This window comes from Chitinophaga sp. SVR4-12A (genome assembly GCF_056754765.1).
In genome coordinates this window covers 3,555,097-3,572,774 of record NZ_JBPGWP010000001.1, presented here as the reverse complement: position 1 = coordinate 3,572,774, position 17,678 = coordinate 3,555,097, and the positions used below count along the sequence as shown (strand labels likewise).

Genomic DNA, 17,678 nt, shown 5'->3' with positions numbered 1-17,678 from the left:
ACGAGCGGTCGGTACATCCGGCCGCCCGTTGATGGCAAGCAAAAAAGGGATCACAAACAAATCTGCTTCTCCGTCATCATCTTCCGGAGATTGATTAAGCCATATCTCATACGGCCTAATGCGGTATTGATACTCACTTGCGTGAGGTCTGCAATTTCTTTGAAACTTAACTCTGCATAATGCCGGAGGATAATTACTTCCCGCTGCTCTTCCGGCAGCATGTCCAGCATCTTACGAACCCGGTCGTGGCTCTGCCGCGTGATCATCTTGTCTTCAGCACAACAGTCGCTGAATCCCAGCATATTGAAGATATCTTTATCATCGCCGGTCTTGATCACAGGCGTCCGTTTGATCTTCCGGAAATGATCTACGCAAAGATTATGAGCGATACGCATTGCCCAGGGCAGGAACTTTCCTTTTTCCGTATACCGTTCGGCGCGGATAGTATCAATGATCTTAATGAATGTATCCTGAAAAATATCCTCTGCCAGGAAGGGATCCTTAACGAGTAATACGATGGAAGTGAACAGTTTGTCCTTATGCCGGCGTACAAGCTCCTCCAATGCTGAAGCGTGACCCTTTTTGAAGAGGGTGATCAGTTGCTCGTCACTTAATTTATACGTTATTTGCATAAACATCTACTAATAGTCGGGTTAGTAAATAATACGGACTTAACAGTCTGTAGGTTGCGTTGGTTAAGTAGAGTTTATGCTATAATTTGATGTTTTTTTGGTTAAAGTTCGATATTGTCCAATAGCAGCGCCAATTCCAAGGTATAGTTCACGTCTATTGCAAATATAGGAGAATAGTTTAAATAAACAACATTCCCTAACCTAAAATTGACACGGATTTCATGGATAAAACCCCGGCTGGGGAAGGGCATCCGTCGTTTTGACAGATAACTTCAACAGTATCAATAGGTATATTTTTTTCCTAAGATATTACAAGGCTGATTTATTTATAACCTGTAAGTGTCAGCTGCGAAGGCTTGCCCCTTGCCGGAAAGCTGATTTTTGAATTTAATGGCGTACTTTTATCAGTCCATGGCCGGTGATCCATCGTCCACGGACTTCGAAGTAATAACCATGGCTACAAAAACTAAGAAATCGGAAGCAGTAATTGATGATCAGTCAGTTAGCACACAGGATCATATCTTTATAAAGGGTGCAAGGGTACACAATCTCAAGAACGTAAGCGTCAGCATCCCACGCAGTAAGCTGGTGGTGGTAACCGGAGTCTCGGGCTCCGGCAAGTCTTCACTAACAATGGACACCCTCTATGCCGAAGGACAGCGCCGCTACGCGGAAAGCCTCAGCGCCTACGCCCGCCAGTTCCTCATGCGCATGAACAAGCCCGAGGTAGATTATATCAAAGGCATCTGTCCCGCCATTGCCATAGAACAGAAGGTGATCACCCGTACGCCCCGTTCTACCGTGGGGTCTATGACGGAAGTGTATGATTACCTGCGCCTGCTCTTTGCCAGGATCGGTAAAACCTATTCCCCATCTCCGGCCAGCTGGTGAAGAAACATGAGGTGAGCGATGTGGTGGACTTTATCACCCGCCTGCCCATGGGCGCCAAAGTGCAGATCCTCGTACCATTCCGCCGTCACGCCAAACGCGATATCAAAGAGGAGCTTAATATCCTTATGCAGAAGGGCTTCTCCCGCCTGTACTTTACAGCGAAGGAAGGCAATCAGCTCCTGCGCATCGAAGAGCTGCTGGAGCAAAAGAAACCCGCACTGCCAGGGGAAGCCTACGTGCTCATAGACCGTGTGGTGGTAAAAGCCTTTGAGGAAGACGATAAACACCGTATTGCAGACAGCGTGCAAACCGCCTTCTATGAAAGCGAAGGCGATTGCCTGGTGGAAGTGGATGGCAGCCGTCAGCAGCACTTCTCCAGCCGTTTTGAGCTGGACGGGCTGCAGTTTGAAGAGCCGGTACCCAATCTCTTCTCTTTCAACAATCCTTACGGCGCATGCCCGGTGTGCGAAGGCTTTGGCCAGGTACTGGGCATTGATCCCGACCTGGTAATACCCGACAAACGTTTGAGTGTATACGAAAACGCCATCGCTCCCTGGCGCGGCGAGAAAATGGGAGAATATAAAGAACAACTGATCAGGGCCTCCCGTAAGATCAACTTCCCGGTGCACAAACCGATAGCAGATCTGTCGGATGAACAATACAAGCTGCTGTGGACAGGCAACGACCAGTTCTATGGCATCAATGAGTTCTTCAAAATGGTAGAGCAGAACCTGTACAAGGTGCAGTACCGCGTACTACAGGCCCGCTACCGTGGTCGTACCGTATGCCCGGAATGCAATGGCGGAAGGTTGCGCAAGGAAGCGCTCTACATCAAGATCGGCGGTAAGAACATCGCAGACCTGGTAGATATGCCGGTGACTGATCTGAAACAATGGTTTGATGAGCTGCAGCTCAGCGAGTTTGACCAGCAGGTGGCTAAACGAATTCTCATCGAGGTGCACCACCGTATCAAAACCCTGCTGGATGTAGGCCTGGGCTATCTTACCATGAACCGCGTGGCCAATACCCTCAGCGGTGGTGAAAGCCAGCGTATCCAGCTGACCCGCTCCCTGGGCAGTAACCTGACAAATTCCCTCTATATACTGGATGAGCCGAGCATCGGCCTCCATGCCCGTGATACGCACCGCCTGATAGGCGTGCTGAAAGAGCTGCGTAACCTGGGCAACACCGTAGTGATCGTGGAGCACGACGAACAGGTGATGCAGGAAGCAGACTACATCATAGACATGGGCCCCCTGGCCAGTCACCTGGGTGGTGAAGTGATCTTCGCCGGTAACTATGAAGAGATCCTGAAAGATGGTAAAAGCCTTACCGGTAAATACCTCAGCGGCCAGATGACCATAGAGCCGCCTACCCATGTACGCAAATGGAAAAAAGCCATTACCGTGGAAGGCGCCCGTCAGCACAACCTGAAGAACATCAACGTCGATTTTCCGCTGCAGGTACTTACAGTAGTAAGCGGCGTGAGTGGCTCCGGCAAAACCACGCTGGTAAAACAGATCCTCTACCCTGCGCTTATGAAGCTGAAAGGCGAGTTTGCAGAAAGGGTAGGACAGCACCGTGCCCTGAAAGGCGCACTGGATGATATTACCCAGGTGGAGATGGTAGACCAGAACCCCATCGGTAAATCATCCCGTTCCAACCCGGTTACTTATATCAAGGCATACGATGAGATCCGCGACCTGTTTGCCAAACAGCCGCTGAGCAAAATGCGCGGCTTCCTGCCCAAACATTTCTCCTTCAACGTAGACGGCGGCCGTTGCGACGCCTGTAAGGGTGAAGGTGAAGTGATCGTTGAAATGCAGTTCCTCGCAGATGTACACCTTACCTGCGAAAGCTGCGGCGGTAAACGCTTTAAGGAAGAAGTGCTGGAAGTAGCCTACAAAGGCAAGAACATCTACGATGTGCTGGAAATGGGGGTAGACGAAGCACTGGAATTCTTTAAGGATGAAAAGGATGTCTGCAACAAGATCCGTCCCTTAAGCGATGTAGGTCTTGGCTACGTAAAGCTGGGCCAGAGCAGCGATACCCTGAGCGGTGGCGAAGCCCAGCGTGTAAAGCTCGCTTCCTTCCTGGGTAAGGGCCGTGCACAGGGCCATATCCTCTTCATCTTCGACGAGCCTACCACCGGTTTGCATTTTCATGATATCAAGAAATTACTCGCTTCTTTCAATGCGCTGATAGACCAGGGACACTCTGTACTGGTGATCGAGCATAACCTGGATGTGATCCGCAGTGCGGATTGGGTGATAGACCTGGGGCCCGAAGGCGGCGCTGGTGGCGGTGAACTGCTGTACACCGGTGTACCATCAGGACTGAAGAAAGTAAAGGAAAGTTATACAGGAAAGTTTCTTTAATAGAATTAATAATTAAGAATGAATAATTAATAATCGCGAAACCCGTATTCAGAATAGATTACAGGTGCCACAGCAATTATTAATTATTCATTTTTAATTATTAATTATTTCAGCGAAGACGGTCAAGTGATTTGATCAGCTTCTCGTCCTTATAGATGCCTCTGGCGGCCAGGTAAAGAAAGATCAATATCAGCACCGGTAAAAAGGCGCCCGGCAGATAGGTGGCGGATACAATGCTTACACCCGAAGCCACCAGCGTATTGGCATGATCCTGCACTTTAAAATATTGTAATGCAATAGCGCCAACAGACAAAAGTATATTGACGACAGTGAGCCTGAACTGCAGCTTGCGGTTCTTGTAAAGGAAAATACAGATCAGGGCCAGTAAAACAATGATCATATATACAACAAATACCAGGTAGCTGGACTGGGCATTGAAATAGCTTTCTGTATTATTGCTTAGTTTGGCCTTCCACAGGTTGAGAAACCAGGTGGCTGTTCCGGCGGCTGCGGCCAGCAACAGGTAAAGGCTCTGAATGCGTTGTATCATGATATTCGCGAATGTTTAACCGCCGTAAATGTAAGCAATTTTAACAGTATGCTAACTATGCCTGCCTCTTTCGTGCTAGTGCCCGTTCCTCCAATACTTTGTATATTGCACCCCCAATTGTCTTTTATATTTACTTTATGGCGAAAAAATTGAATAAGCAGGATGCACTGGACTACCACGCGCTGGGAAGGCCGGGGAAGATCGAAGTCATATCTACGAAAAACACCAAAACACAGTGGGATCTGTCACTGGCCTATTCTCCCGGAGTGGCCGAACCTTGCAAGGAAATTCACAAAGATGTAGAGAACGTTTACAAGTATACTGCCAAAAGCAACCTGGTGGCTGTTATCAGTAATGGTACCGCCGTGCTGGGCCTGGGCGATATTGGCCCCGAGGCCAGCAAGCCCGTCATGGAAGGTAAAGGAGTTTTGTTCAAGATATTTGCAGACATTGACGTATTTGATATTGAGCTGAACTGCAGGGACGTAGACGAGTTTGTAAAGGTGGTAAAAGCCCTGGAACCTACTTTTGGCGGCATTAACCTGGAGGATATCAAAAGCCCCGAGTGCTTTGCCATTGAAGAACGCCTGAAGAAAGAGCTGAAGATACCTATCATGCACGACGATCAGCACGGTACCGCCATCATCTCCGGCGCCGCCCTGCTGAATGCACTTGAGCTGGTAAAAAAGAAAATAGACAAGGTGAAGTTTGTAGTGAATGGCGCCGGTGCTGCCGCTATGGCCTGCGTAAAGCTCTACGTGGCCCTGGGCGCTAAACCGGAAAACTTCATCATGTTCGATAAGAACGGCGTGATCACCAAAGACCGTACAGATCTCACTGACATGCATCTGCAGTTCGCTACTACCTCCAAGGTAACCGAACTGGCTGCCGCCATGAAAGGCGCCGACGTATTCATCGGCCTTTCCGTAGGTAATGTGGTGACTGCCGATATGGTGAAGAGCATGGCCAAGAACCCGGTGGTTTTTGCCATGGCTAACCCTGATCCCGAGATCGCCTACGAGATAGCCATCCAGGCCCGTCCGGATATCATCTTCGCCACTGGTCGTTCAGACCATCCTAACCAGGTGAACAACGTACTGGGATTTCCCTACATCTTCCGCGGCGCGCTGGATGTAAGGGCTACCCAGATCAACGAAGCCATGAAGCTGGCTGCTGTACGTGCACTGGCAGACCTGGCCAAGGAATCCGTTCCCGACATCGTGAACCTGGCCTATAACGAAAGGAACCTTTATTTCAGCCCGAATTATATCATTCCCAAACCTTTGGATCCCCGTCTCTTATCCGAAGTGGCCCCTGCTGTGGCAAAGGCCGCGATGGAAAGCGGCGTGGCGCAGAAGGCCATTACCGATTGGGATGCCTACCGCGATGAGCTGAACCACCGCCTGGGCCTGGATAACCAGCTGTTCCGGGTGATCGGTACCAAAGCCCGTAAAGATCCGCGCAAAGTAGTATTTGCAGAAGCAGACAGCCTTAAAGTGCTGAAAGCCTCGCAGGTGGTACGCGAAGAAGGCATCGCCTATCCCATCCTCTTAGGTAATGAAGCCCGCATTCGCCGCCTGGCAGAAGAAAATGGCATTGAGCTGGAAGACACTGTGATCATCGATCCCAAGAGCGATGAGATGCATGAAAAACGCCATTACTTCGGTAACCTCTTCTTCCAGAAGCGCCAGCGCAAAGGCTTCAACAAGTACGAGGCTGGAAAGATCATGCGCGAGCGTAACTATTTTGGCTGTATGATGGTGGAAACCGGTGAGGCAGATGCCCTGATCTCCGGTCTGACCCGTAAATACCCGGACACCATACGCCCTGCCCTGCACGTAATAGGCATGGAAGAAGGCGCCAAGCGGGTGGCCGGTATGTATATCATCAATACCAAGCGCGGACCCCTGTTCCTGGCAGATACCACCGTGAACTTCAACCCTACCGCAGAAGAGCTGGCAGAGATCACCATCATGGTGGCCAAAGAGGTAAGGTTGTTCAACATCGTGCCGCGTATAGCCATGATCTCTTATTCCAACTTTGGCTCCAGTCCTACACCTGAGGCCCAGCTGGTAAGCAAGGCCCGCGAGCTGGTAAAGAAAATGGATCCCGCCCTCATCGTGGATGGTGAGATCCAGGCGGCGATGGCCTTTAACCAGGAAATACTGAAAGACAGCTATCCCTTCTCTGAACTGGTAGGCGAAGAAGTGAACACCCTCATCTTCCCCAACCTCAGCGCAGGCAATATTGCCTACAACCTGCTGCAGGAAGTAGCTGGTTTCGACGCCATCGGCCCTATCCTGCTGGGTATGAAGAAACCCGTGCATATCTTACAGCTGGGCAGTACCGTACGCCAGATCGTAAACATGGTGAATATTGCCGTGGTAGACGCGCAGCACAAATGCTGCCGCGATGATGTAAGCAAAGACGGAAAGAAGAAGAAAAATAAATAATGTGGTGATGTGCTAATGTGCCGGTATGCTGATTTTTCCATTAATTTACATATCAGCATATTAGCACATTAGCAAACCAGTTATGCAAAGTATCTCCCATAAAAAAATATTCTTCCCGCTCAACCCGGCCTTCAGGAAATACCTGAAGCTGTATGAGCGGGAATTAAATCTCCCGGTGTCTTACGAGGAACTGCGCTACTTCGAAGGCGGCTTCCCCGTATACGATGCAGATGGGAAAGATACTTTATGGGAGACCGTGCTCTACCCGCAAAGCATGATGGGCCAGCTGCATGCAGGCCTGAAACGGATCTATTCCTTCCTCAAAGCCGGGGGCGACCAGGCAGCAGAAGAGCACCTGCACATTGAACGGATCGATTACTGCACTTTTGGTAACTCGCACCCTTTCCGCATCAAGATCGTTAACAATTACAACGAGGTTTACGATTATTTTTATATTAAGATCGCAGATGCTTCCCGTATTTACGGCCTGGAGCTGGAGCACATCCTCTCGCCCTACTGGATGAACTTCCTGGTAGACGGCAACACGCTGGTAGAAGAACACATAGCCGGCGTACCCGGCGACCAGTTCATCCTGCACTGGATGCACCGGCCAGGCTTCAATCCAAAACGTATAGCCAAAGAGTTTGTAAAGTTCAATGAGCGCTGCTTTGTACGCCTGCTGGGCGATATGCGGTCTTACAATTTCGTGTTCGATATCACCCCCGATTTCGACGATGTACAGTTTCGTATACGCGCCATCGATTTTGACCAGCAGTTCTATGAAGGAAAGCGTACCCTCTACATGCCGCAGTATTTCAAAGAGAACCGCGTGTTTGTAGAGCTGGCCATGAAGCACCTGAATGCCGAAGTGGTAAAGCAGTACCAGCAGGAAGAACGGGCCCTGATCGCCCGCCGTATCAAGGTGCAGCGGCACCGCATCAAAGACCTCCGCGATGTGATCATGACAGACTACGTATCCTTTCCCGAAAAAGTACAGCAGCTGGGCGAGGAACTGGCCCAGTACTACGAAGACCCCGTATTCGCGAAATGCCGCACCATGGGCGAGATCATAGAAAGAAGCCTGAAACGTTTATTGGTGAAAAGTCTTAAATAAAAGTTAACAGTTGTCAGTTATCAGCTACAAGCGATGATAGCGGGTATCTTCGCACTAATCACTGACAACTAACAACTGATAACTGACAACTATATTTACTATCTTTGACCATCTATGGAATTTAGATTCTTTCACCATTTTGGTACCTATTTGCTGATGCTGAAAGGCATGTTCTCCAGGCCGGAGAACCCTAGGATGTACTGGAAGCAGCTCATGCAGCAAAGTGTGGATATCGGTATCGGCTCACTGGGCATCGTATTCATTATCTCGCTGTTCATGGGAGGGGTTACTACCCTGCAAACCTCGTATCAGCTGGTAAGCCCTATCATTCCCAGGGCTACTATCGCCCAGATAGTAAGGGATACCATTATACTTGAATTTGCGCCCACCCTTACCTCCATCGTACTGGCAGGTGTGGTAGGCTCCAAGATAGCCTCAGAACTGGGAAATATGCGGATCTCCGAACAGATAGATGCGCTGGAGATCATGGGTATCAACACAAAAGGATACCTGGTGTTACCCAAGATCCTGGGCGCTTTGCTCACGATCCCTGCCTTGGTGGTCATCTCCGGTTTCCTGGGTATCTATGGCGGTAAGCTGGCCGGAACGGCCGCGGGCATCATTTCTAACGATGAATTCATGCAGGGCCTGCGCCAGGAGCTAAAAGTATATAACATATTCTTTGCCCTCAGTAAATCATATACTTTCGCATTCATCATATCCAGCGTATCTGCCTACTACGGCTATAACGTACAGGGCGGCGCGCTGGAAATAGGCAAGGCCAGCACCACCGCCGTGGTGGTGAGCTGTGTGCTCATATTATTCATGGACTATGCCTTGTCGGCAATATTACTCTAAGCGGTTCCGCCGGACTATATCAAACTTATGATCGAGTTAAAAGACATTAAAAAAGGATTTGGCGACAAAGAGGTGTTAAAAGGCGTATCCGCCAGCATGGAAGCCGGCAAGGTGAACCTGATCATTGGCTCCAGCGGCAGTGGCAAAACCGTACTGATGAAGTGCATTGTAGGGCTGATAACAGTGGATAGCGGCCAGGTGCTGTACAATGAACAGGACTTTACCGCTATGAACGACCAGGACAAGAAAAACATCCGCCAGGAAATAGGCATGCTTTTCCAGGGCTCCGCACTGTTTGACAGTATGACGGTAGAGCAGAACGTTATGTTCCCCCTCGATATGTTCGGGGTAGGCAGCTACAAGGAAAAGAAAAAAAGAGTGATGGAGTGCCTGGAACGTGTGAACCTGACAGAAGCCGCCCGCAAATATCCCGCAGAGATCAGCGGCGGGATGAAGAAAAGGGTAGGTATCGCCAGGGCTATCGTATTGAATCCCAAGTACCTGTTCTGCGATGAGCCTAACTCCGGCCTCGATCCGCAGACCTCCCTGCTGATTGATAGACTGATCAAAGAGCTCACCACAGAATACAATATCACCACCGTTATTAATACCCACGACATGAACACCGTAATGGAAAGCGGTGACCATATCATCTACATGTTTGAAGGCCTTAAACAGTGGGAGGGCAGCAATGAAGAGATCATTTTTGCCAAAGACGACAAGCTGAATGACTTTATTTTTGCCTCCGACTTCCTCCGCGACGCCAAGGAAATGCGCCAGATGGAGATGTTTAGGGACAAAAACTGGCGGGACCGGCTCAAAAAGAACGGCCGGAACGACTAGGTCAGGGTTTGGTATTTGGCATTTGTAGTTATATTTTTGCCCATCAAAACCTTTACACAAATAACAGTTAACTAATAAACCAAGCGCAATGAGTGTTTTACTTAATAAGCATAGCAAGGTCATAGTGCAGGGATTTACCGGTACAGAAGGTACTTTCCATGCTACGCAGATGATAGAGTACGGTACACAGGTAGTAGGAGGGGTAACTCCCAATAAAGGAGGCTCCAAACACCTGGATCGCCCGGTTTTTAATACGGTAAGCGACGCGGTAAAGGCTACCGGCGCCAATGTATCTATCATATTTGTACCCCCTGCATTCGCTGCAGATGCTATTATGGAAGCCGCCGAGGCTGGCATTGCGCTGATAGTATGTATCACAGAAGGTATTCCCGTTCAGGACATGGTAAAGGCGAAAAGCTACCTGCAGGGAAGGAACAGCCGCCTGGTAGGCCCTAACTGCCCCGGCGTAATTACCGCAGAAGAAGCTAAAGTGGGTATCATGCCCGGTTTCATATTTAAAAAAGGCCGTATCGGTATCGTGTCTAAATCCGGTACCCTTACCTACGAAGCGGCAGACCAGGTAGTGAAAGCTGGCCTGGGTATCTCTACCGCGATCGGTATCGGTGGTGATCCCATCATCGGCACCCCTACCAAAGAAGCCGTAGAGCTGCTGATGAACGATCCTGAAACAGACGGCATCATCATGATCGGTGAGATCGGTGGTAGCATGGAAGCAGAAGCTGCTTACTGGATCAAAGAGAATGGCACCAAGCCCGTAGTTGGCTTTATTGCCGGTCAAACCGCTCCTCCCGGTCGCCGTATGGGTCACGCGGGCGCTATCATTGGCGGTGCAGACGATACTGCTGCTGCTAAAATGAAGATCATGTCTGAGTGCGGCGTGCACGTAGTAGAAAGCCCTGCCAACATTGGTAAAACAATGGCGGAAGTGCTGAAGAAAGAGCTGGTTAAATAACCGTATTATAGTGAATTGGTATAATTACGCCCTCCGGCCTGGCCGGGGGGCATTTTTTTGCGGCTACCCCATAAAAGGAGGAGGGCTCTTACGGTTCCTGAGCATCTTTGCAATGATCTCTCCCTTGGAATTTACGTCCAGCTTCTTGTACATCCGCTTGATATGATACCGTACCGTTTCCAGCGAGATATTCAGCTCATTGGCCACCAGCTTGTAACTGCTGCCGTTCACCAGCCGGTTCAGGATCTGCTGCTCCCGGCTGCTGAGCCCTGCGGGGTAATTGTTTTGCTGGCCGATCAGCGTCTGGATGATCTGCAGGGTAACGCCCGGGGATAAGGGAAAACCCTTGCTCAGCAAGGTCGTAATACTCTGCAGGATCAGTTCCGTGCTCATCTCCTGCTTTAGAAAATACCCGTGGATGCCCGATCTCAGGTATTTGATCACCAGGTTCAGCTCATGACAATCTGAAAGCCCGATCACCCTGATCTCCGGCGGAGGCGCATGCCGCTTGATGAATCTTGCCAGTGAAGCAATGCCGTAGGCATCTATATCAACAAATAATAACAGGTCCTCCCCGAACAGTTCCTGCATTTCAGGCACTTGCCGCAGCGAAGGGATAAGGAGACAGCTTTCCTGCAGATCGGCTAAGGTGATGGTAAGGCTGGCATGAAAAAGCTTGTCGGCAGTAACGATAACCGGTCGTAAATGCCTGCCACTGTCAGATTTTGAGGGCCCTTCCAGGGGTTGAGATAAGTTGTGCATACTCAATTAAAAGGGGTATCTGGAGGTAATGATGCATTCTACATAGGTAAATTTAACTTAATGGCTTGAATGAAAAAAAATATTATTGGGTATATTTCCGGAAAATACACCACTTATATGCGCTTGTTAACTGTTTTATTAGCCCTGGTATTCACCGTTTCTTATACATCTGTTATGGCCCAATACAACTATACAAACGAATGGAAGAAGGTTAGAGACCTGGACGCAAAAGGGCTTCCGCGCTCGGCCATGGAAGCGGTAGATGCTATATACCGCCAGGCTCGTAAGGATAAGCAGGAAAGCCAGCAGCTGAAAGCGCTCATCTTCCGGATGAAATACACCGAGCAGACCTCCGAAAACGGACGGGCGGCCAGCCTCACTGAAATGGATAAGGAGATCCAGTCTACCAAAGGTGCCCTGCGCGCCATACAACTGAGTATGAAGGGAGAGCTCCTGCTGCAATATCTGCAGCGCAACCGCTACCGCTTATATAACCGCACCACACTAAAAGAAGATACGGCTACTGATCTCAATACCTGGGGGATAGACCGCCTGCACAGGGAAATAACTGCCGCCTACAGTGCTTCACTGGAAGACGTGGCCACCCTGCAGCAAACCTCGCTGGCTCCCTATGATGATATTATTGAGAAAGGAAATGCACGTGCCCTTCGTCCCACCTTGTATGATCTGCTGGCGCATCGCGCCCTGGATTATTTCAAATCAGGCGAAAGCACCCTTTCCCAACCCGCCAACCTCTTTGAACTGGACGACCCGCAGGCCTTTGCGCCTGCCGCCACCTTTGCTGCGCACCCGTTTAAAACGGCAGACTCCAGCTCCCTGCAATACAAAGCCCTGCTGCTGTTCCGCGAACTGCTGCGCTTTCATGCAAAAGGAGCGCCGGCCCCCCTGCTGGATGTAGACCTGGAGCGCATCAGGTACGTATACCAGGTGGCAGTAATGGAAAATAAAGACGGGCTGTATGCAAAAGCGCTGGAACAAATGCAGCAGGCATACGCACAGGAGCCGGAGGTAACGCAGGTCATGTACCAACTGGCCCAGCACTACTACCAGCTGGATCAGCAGAAAGATACCGCCGCCAGTGGTTATGCTGCTCTGGCCGTAGCGCTCTGTAAAAAAGCAATAGAACGCGCACCGCACAGCTATGGCGCCATCAATTGCCAACAGCTGTTACAGGGTATAGAAGCGTCATCTATCGAGCTGCAGACAGAATTAGTGAACCTGCCGGATAAACCCTTCCGCACACTGGTAAGCTATCGCAATATCAGCAAGATCTACCTGCGCGTGATGCGTATAGACGAAGCTTTCCGCCAGGAGCTCCGCAAAGCGCAGCAGGATTACCGCGATACAACTGATAAATACTGGAGAATGATCATCTACAGGCAGGCACTGAAGCAATGGGAACAGGCATTACCAGCCCCTGGCGATTACCGTGAGCACAGCGCAGAAATAAAAGCCGATGCATTGCCACTGGGGCAATACATGATAGTGGCCTCCAATACGCCGCATATGTCTTTAAAGAATAGTTTGCTGGCCGTACAGTTCATTCACGTATCACAGATCAGCTATATCAACCGTGTGAATGATTATATCGTATTGCATCGTGAAACCGGGCAACCTTTGCAAAATGTACAGCTGCGTATATGGGAAACGCTCAGAAGTAACCGGACGGGGATGGAAACCGGCCAGCAGCTTGTCAGTTCAGCTACTTCAGATAATAACGGCAGGCTAAGCGTAGAGAAAGCGATCAACAACCAATACCGCAATGTAAGGCTGGAGTGGGCCCTGGGTAAAGACACGCTCTTCCCTGACAACTTCAAATACCTTTACCGGAATAATGAAGTGCCGGAAAAAGAATCGGAATTACCCCAGAGCTTTTTGTTCACTGATCGCGCTATCTATCGCCCCGGGCAAACCGTTTATTTCAAAGGCATCGTCGTTAAGAAAAATAAAGCAAGCAGGGAAAGCGCTGTACTGCCCAGCTATAAAACTACCGTGCAACTGCTCGATGCCAATGGCGAACAAATAGATACCATAGCAGTTACCACAAATGATTACGGCGCGTACAACGGGCGTTTCAAACTGCCGGAAGGCCGCCTTAACGGCTCGTTCACCCTGGTAGATAAACGTGCGCCAGGCCTGACGAATTTCTCTGTAGAAGAATATAAACGTCCTAAATTCTATGTGGAATTTGATACAGTAAAAGGCAGCTACAGTGTAGGCGATACAGTTACTATCCATGGTAAAGCCCTTGCCTATGCAGGTAACAATATAGATGGCGCCAAAGTAAAATACCGTGTAGTACGTGAAGCGCGCTATCCCTATTTCTGGATGTTCAGCTTCAGACCCGCTCCTTCTATTGCAGGCCGTGAAATAACAAATGGTGAATTACAGACGGCAGCAGACGGCAGCTTCACCATTCGCTTTGCCGCACTGCCAGACAGGACGGTGAAGCCTGAACTGAAGCCTATCTTCACCTATCGCATCTATGCAGATGTAACAGATCTCAACGGCGAAACACGCAGCGGTGAAGAGAAAGTAGCAGCTGCCTACCAGTTGCTGGAAGTAAAGGTAGACCTGCCCGAACAGGTAACCGCCAAAACCTTTGATAAGCTGAAGATCACTACCGCCAACCTGAACGGCACATTTGAGCCGGCTGAAGTAAAGGTGCAACTGATCCCATTGCAACACCCGGGCAGGCTGATTCGTCCCCGCTACTGGAAAGCGCCCGACCAGTTTGTGCTTTCTGAAAAAGAATATCACAGCTATTTCCCGCTGGATGTATATAAGCAGGAAGACCAGCCGGCACAATGGCAACGCGGTGCCGCCGTCAGCGAAACAACATTCACTACCACGGAGAACGGTGCAGTCACTTGGACAAAGCATATAGATGCGCCAGGTTGGTATGAGCTGGTAGTAAGCACTAAAGACCGCCAGGGCAATGCAGTGATACAAAAGAAAGTGTTCAACCGCATAGATGAAAATGAAAAGTCGCTTCCCTTCCCAGCGTACTTCAGCGTACAATTAGAAGATAGCGCCTATCTGCCGGGACAAAAAGTAGCACCGGTACTGGGCACTACGCTGAAGAACCTTTATGTATTGAGAACACTGGAACGCTGGGATGAAAAACCGGAAGACAATTTCCTGCAGCTTTCAGAACGTCAGCAGCCATTTGCGCTTACCTTAACAGAAAAAGACAGAGGCGGTCTGCATTTACACTACACCGCTGTTAGAGATAACCGGGTATTTGAATGGGCGCAGACCATCAGCGTGCCCTGGAACGATAAAGTGCTGGATGTAAAGATCGCTGCTCACCGTGATAAGCTGTTGCCCGGTGCAACAGAGAAATGGCAGGTACAGATCAAAGGTGATAAAAAAGACCAGGTAGCGGCAGAACTGCTGGGCGCAATGTACGATGCATCCCTGGATGCATTCAGGAAACAGGATTGGTCATTGCCTCCCATTTATCCCAGCTTCAGCGCCGGTCCGCAATGGGAACAGGCAGATAATTTTGCCACCACGCAATCTTTCAACCGCTATCCGCCGCAGCCTCCGCTGAAAGACAGCACGATCACCTATGATATGCTGAACTGGTTTGACTGGCTGGAAGGAAACGTATCTTACAAAAAAGACATCAGGATCCGTGGAGTGGCGAGTGTACCGCAGGCTGCCAGGGCTGGCGAGGGTAGAGAGGTGATGGCGATGGCCCCTGCCCCGGCTGCGATGGATGCTAACGCTAAGCTGGAAGAGTCTGTAGTGGCACAGGGAGCAGCCACGGCAACATCCGAACCCGAAGCGCCACCAACCGTTTCTCCGCGTAAGAACTTTAACGAAACCGCGTTCTTCTTCCCCGATCTGCATACTGATAAGGACGGCAACATCTCTTTTGAATTCACCGTGCCCGAAGCCCTTACGCGCTGGCGTTTCCTGGGCCTGGCACACACCAAAGAGATGGCCATGGGTTATACAGAAACCAGCATTGTAACACAGAAACCTTTAATGGTGCAGCCCAATGCACCACGTTTTATGCGTGAAGGCGATAACATGCAGTTCAGCGCCAAGATCAGTAACCTGGCCGATAGTACGCTGATAGGTCAGGCCCGCCTGGAACTGCTGGATGCTACTACCATGCAGCCGGTAGACGGCTGGTTCCAGAACCTCTTCCCTGCACAGCATTTCACCGTACAGAAAGGACAGAGCACACTGGTTACCTTCCCCATCCAGATCCCTTACAACTTTAACAGTGCCCTGCTGTATCGCGTAGTAGCGCAGTCCGGCGCTTTCAGCGATGGTGAAGAGAACGCATTACCGGTGCTCACCAACAGCATGCTGGTAACAGAAACACTGCCACTGGCATTACGCGGTGATGGCACACGCAAGTTAAGCTTCAATAAACTGCTGCACAGCGATACTTCAGAAACCCTGCGTCAGCACGCCTTAACGGTGGAGTTTACCGGCAACCCGGCCTGGTACGCAGTACAGGCACTACCTTATCTCATGGAGTACCCGCATCAGTGTGCAGAGCAGGTATTTAACCGCTATTATGCGAACGCACTCGCTGCACACCTGGTAAATGCGCTGCCTGAAATAAAAGCGATCTTCGATAAATGGTCAAAAACAGATACTACCGCCCTGCAAAGCAACCTGCAGAAAAATGAAGAGCTGAAAGCAGTGCTGCTGCAGCAAACGCCCTGGGTACTGGAAGCGAAGAATGAAGCAGAGCAGAAGAAACGTATCGCCCTTTTGTTCAACCTGCATCGGATGAGCGGAGAGCTCTCTCACGCGCTGGACCAGCTGAAGCAAATGCAATTGCCATCCGGCGCCTTCCCCTGGTTCAACGGTATGTGGGAAGACCGTTTCATTACACAATACATTGTAGCGGGCATGGGCCGCCTGCAACAGCTGAAAGCTCTTACGCCCGAGCAGCAGAACGACCTGCAGCAGATGATGAATAAAGCCCTGAATTATCTTGATCTCCGCCTGGACCAGGACTATCATGCATTGCTGAAATCAAAAGCAGATAAGAAGAAGCAGCAGATCAGCGGCATCCAGGTGCATTACCTCTACATGCGCAGCTTCTTTAATAAAAGGCCGGTAACAAAGGAAATACAGCCTGCATATGATTACTACCTTTCCCAGGCTAAAGCATACTGGCTGCAGCAGAATCGATATATACAAGGCATGGCCGCCATTGCCCTGCACAGGAATAATGACAATGCCACGCCTGCTGCTATATTGAGATCATTGAAAGAACACGCCATCCGCAGCGAAGAGATGGGTATGTACTGGAAAGAACAATGGGGATACTGGTGGTACCAGGCGCCCATAGAAACGCAGGCGATGCTGATAGAAGCTTTTGACGTAGTGGCCAAAGACACCGCCGCAGTAGATGACATGAAAACCTGGCTGCTCAGGAATAAGCAAACCAATAACTGGCATACTACCAAAGCCACTGCAGATGCCTGTTATGCTATGCTGCTCAGCGGCAATAACTGGTTGGCCGCCAACCCGCAGGTAAGCATACAGCTGGGCGCTGAAACTATCAGCTCCGCTGATCAATCAACCGAAGCAGGCACTGGTTACTTCAAAAAACGTATAGCAGCTAAGGATGTAAAACCTGCCATGGGCAACATCCAGGTGTCGCTGCAAAACAGCCAGGGCCAACCTGCCTGGGGCGCTGTGTATTGGCAATACTTTGAACGGCTGGATAAAATAAGCGCCGCTCAAACGCCGCTGTCAATAGAGAAGCAGCTGTTCATCCAGACTACGAATGAGAAAGGTCCGGTATTAAATGCGATCACCGAAGGCAATCAGCTGAAAATAGGCGACAGGGTTAAAGTGCGTGTTGTACTGCGGGCCGACAGGGATATGGAATATATCCACCTCCGCGATATGCGCGCCGCCTGCTTTGAACCGCTGAATGTGATCAGCGCCAACAAATGGCAGAATGGCCTGAGCTATTATGAAAGCACGAAGGATGCGTCTACGGATTTCTTCTTTAGCTATCTGCCCAAAGGCACGCATGTGTTTGAATATACCTTGTTCGTAACGCATGAAGGTAAATTCTCCAATGGTATCAGCACTGCGCAATGTATGTATGCACCTGAGTTCAGCGCGCATAGTGAAGGGATTAATGTGAATGTGGTGAAGTAAGGGTTCCACTCCCCTCATTGCAGGTGTGCAGGACCCGGGTCTTCAGCCTCCGT

11 protein-coding genes are annotated in these 17,678 nt (G+C 50.0%); 8 read left to right on the top strand and 3 right to left on the bottom strand.

Translation table 11 applies throughout. From position 1 onward, the window contains the following. Positions 1–50 precede the first annotated feature (50 nt). Positions 51–632, bottom strand: a complete 582-nt coding sequence (locus tag ACR9Y8_RS14550) for an RNA polymerase sigma factor (protein ID WP_481213966.1) — start codon at positions 630–632, stop codon at positions 51–53. Positions 633–1,085: 453 nt separating this feature from the next. Between ACR9Y8_RS14550 and ACR9Y8_RS14545 the strand changes: the two genes are divergently transcribed. Both ACR9Y8_RS14545 and uvrA read left to right on the top strand, forming a co-directional pair. Next, on the top strand, positions 1,086–1,523 hold the full coding sequence (locus ACR9Y8_RS14545) for a hypothetical protein (RefSeq protein WP_481213965.1): 438 nt from the start codon (positions 1,086–1,088) through the stop codon (positions 1,521–1,523). Beyond that, on the top strand, positions 1,520–3,901 hold the full coding sequence (gene uvrA / locus ACR9Y8_RS14540) for an excinuclease ABC subunit UvrA (protein WP_481213964.1): 2,382 nt from the start codon (positions 1,520–1,522) through the stop codon (positions 3,899–3,901). Before ACR9Y8_RS14545 ends, uvrA begins: the two co-directional genes overlap by 4 nt. Positions 3,902–4,010: 109 nt before the next feature. On the opposite strand, the gene ACR9Y8_RS14535 is transcribed toward uvrA, so the two are convergent. Then, positions 4,011–4,451: a DUF4293 domain-containing protein gene (locus tag ACR9Y8_RS14535; RefSeq protein WP_481213963.1), complete on the bottom strand. Its 441-nt coding sequence runs from the start codon at positions 4,449–4,451 to the stop codon at positions 4,011–4,013. 137 nt (positions 4,452–4,588) lie between these two features. Between ACR9Y8_RS14535 and ACR9Y8_RS14530 the strand changes: the two genes are divergently transcribed. From ACR9Y8_RS14530 to sucD, 5 genes are all read left to right on the top strand, one after another. Next, positions 4,589–6,904, top strand: coding sequence for an NADP-dependent malic enzyme (locus tag ACR9Y8_RS14530; protein WP_481213962.1), 2,316 nt, complete (start codon positions 4,589–4,591; stop codon positions 6,902–6,904). Positions 6,905–6,986: 82 nt separating this feature from the next. Beyond that, on the top strand, positions 6,987–8,018 hold the full coding sequence (locus tag ACR9Y8_RS14525) for a hypothetical protein (protein WP_481213961.1): 1,032 nt from the start codon (positions 6,987–6,989) through the stop codon (positions 8,016–8,018). A gap of 114 nt (positions 8,019–8,132) precedes the next feature. Next, positions 8,133–8,876 carry an MlaE family ABC transporter permease gene (locus ACR9Y8_RS14520; protein ID WP_481213960.1) on the top strand — a complete coding sequence of 248 codons (744 nt, stop codon included), beginning with the start codon at positions 8,133–8,135 and terminating at the stop codon, positions 8,874–8,876. A 27-nt stretch (positions 8,877–8,903) separates the two neighbouring features. Then, positions 8,904–9,719, top strand: coding sequence for an ABC transporter ATP-binding protein (locus ACR9Y8_RS14515; RefSeq protein ID WP_481213959.1), 816 nt, complete (start codon positions 8,904–8,906; stop codon positions 9,717–9,719). A gap of 88 nt (positions 9,720–9,807) precedes the next feature. Next, positions 9,808–10,692 (top strand): succinate--CoA ligase subunit alpha, encoded by an 885-nt coding sequence (gene sucD, locus ACR9Y8_RS14510; protein ID WP_481213958.1) that lies wholly within the window; start codon positions 9,808–9,810, stop codon positions 10,690–10,692. A gap of 63 nt (positions 10,693–10,755) precedes the next feature. Here the strand turns inward: sucD and ACR9Y8_RS14505 are convergent, their stop codons facing one another. After that, the gene (locus ACR9Y8_RS14505) at positions 10,756–11,454 is read right to left on the bottom strand and encodes a LuxR C-terminal-related transcriptional regulator (RefSeq protein ID WP_481213957.1); all 699 of its coding nucleotides are present in this window, start codon (positions 11,452–11,454) and stop codon (positions 10,756–10,758) included. 69 nt (positions 11,455–11,523) lie between these two features. Between ACR9Y8_RS14505 and ACR9Y8_RS14500 the strand changes: the two genes are divergently transcribed. Next, positions 11,524–17,625 (top strand): alpha-2-macroglobulin family protein, encoded by a 6,102-nt coding sequence (locus tag ACR9Y8_RS14500; RefSeq protein ID WP_481213956.1) that lies wholly within the window; start codon positions 11,524–11,526, stop codon positions 17,623–17,625. The last annotated feature ends 53 nt before the right edge of the window (positions 17,626–17,678 follow it).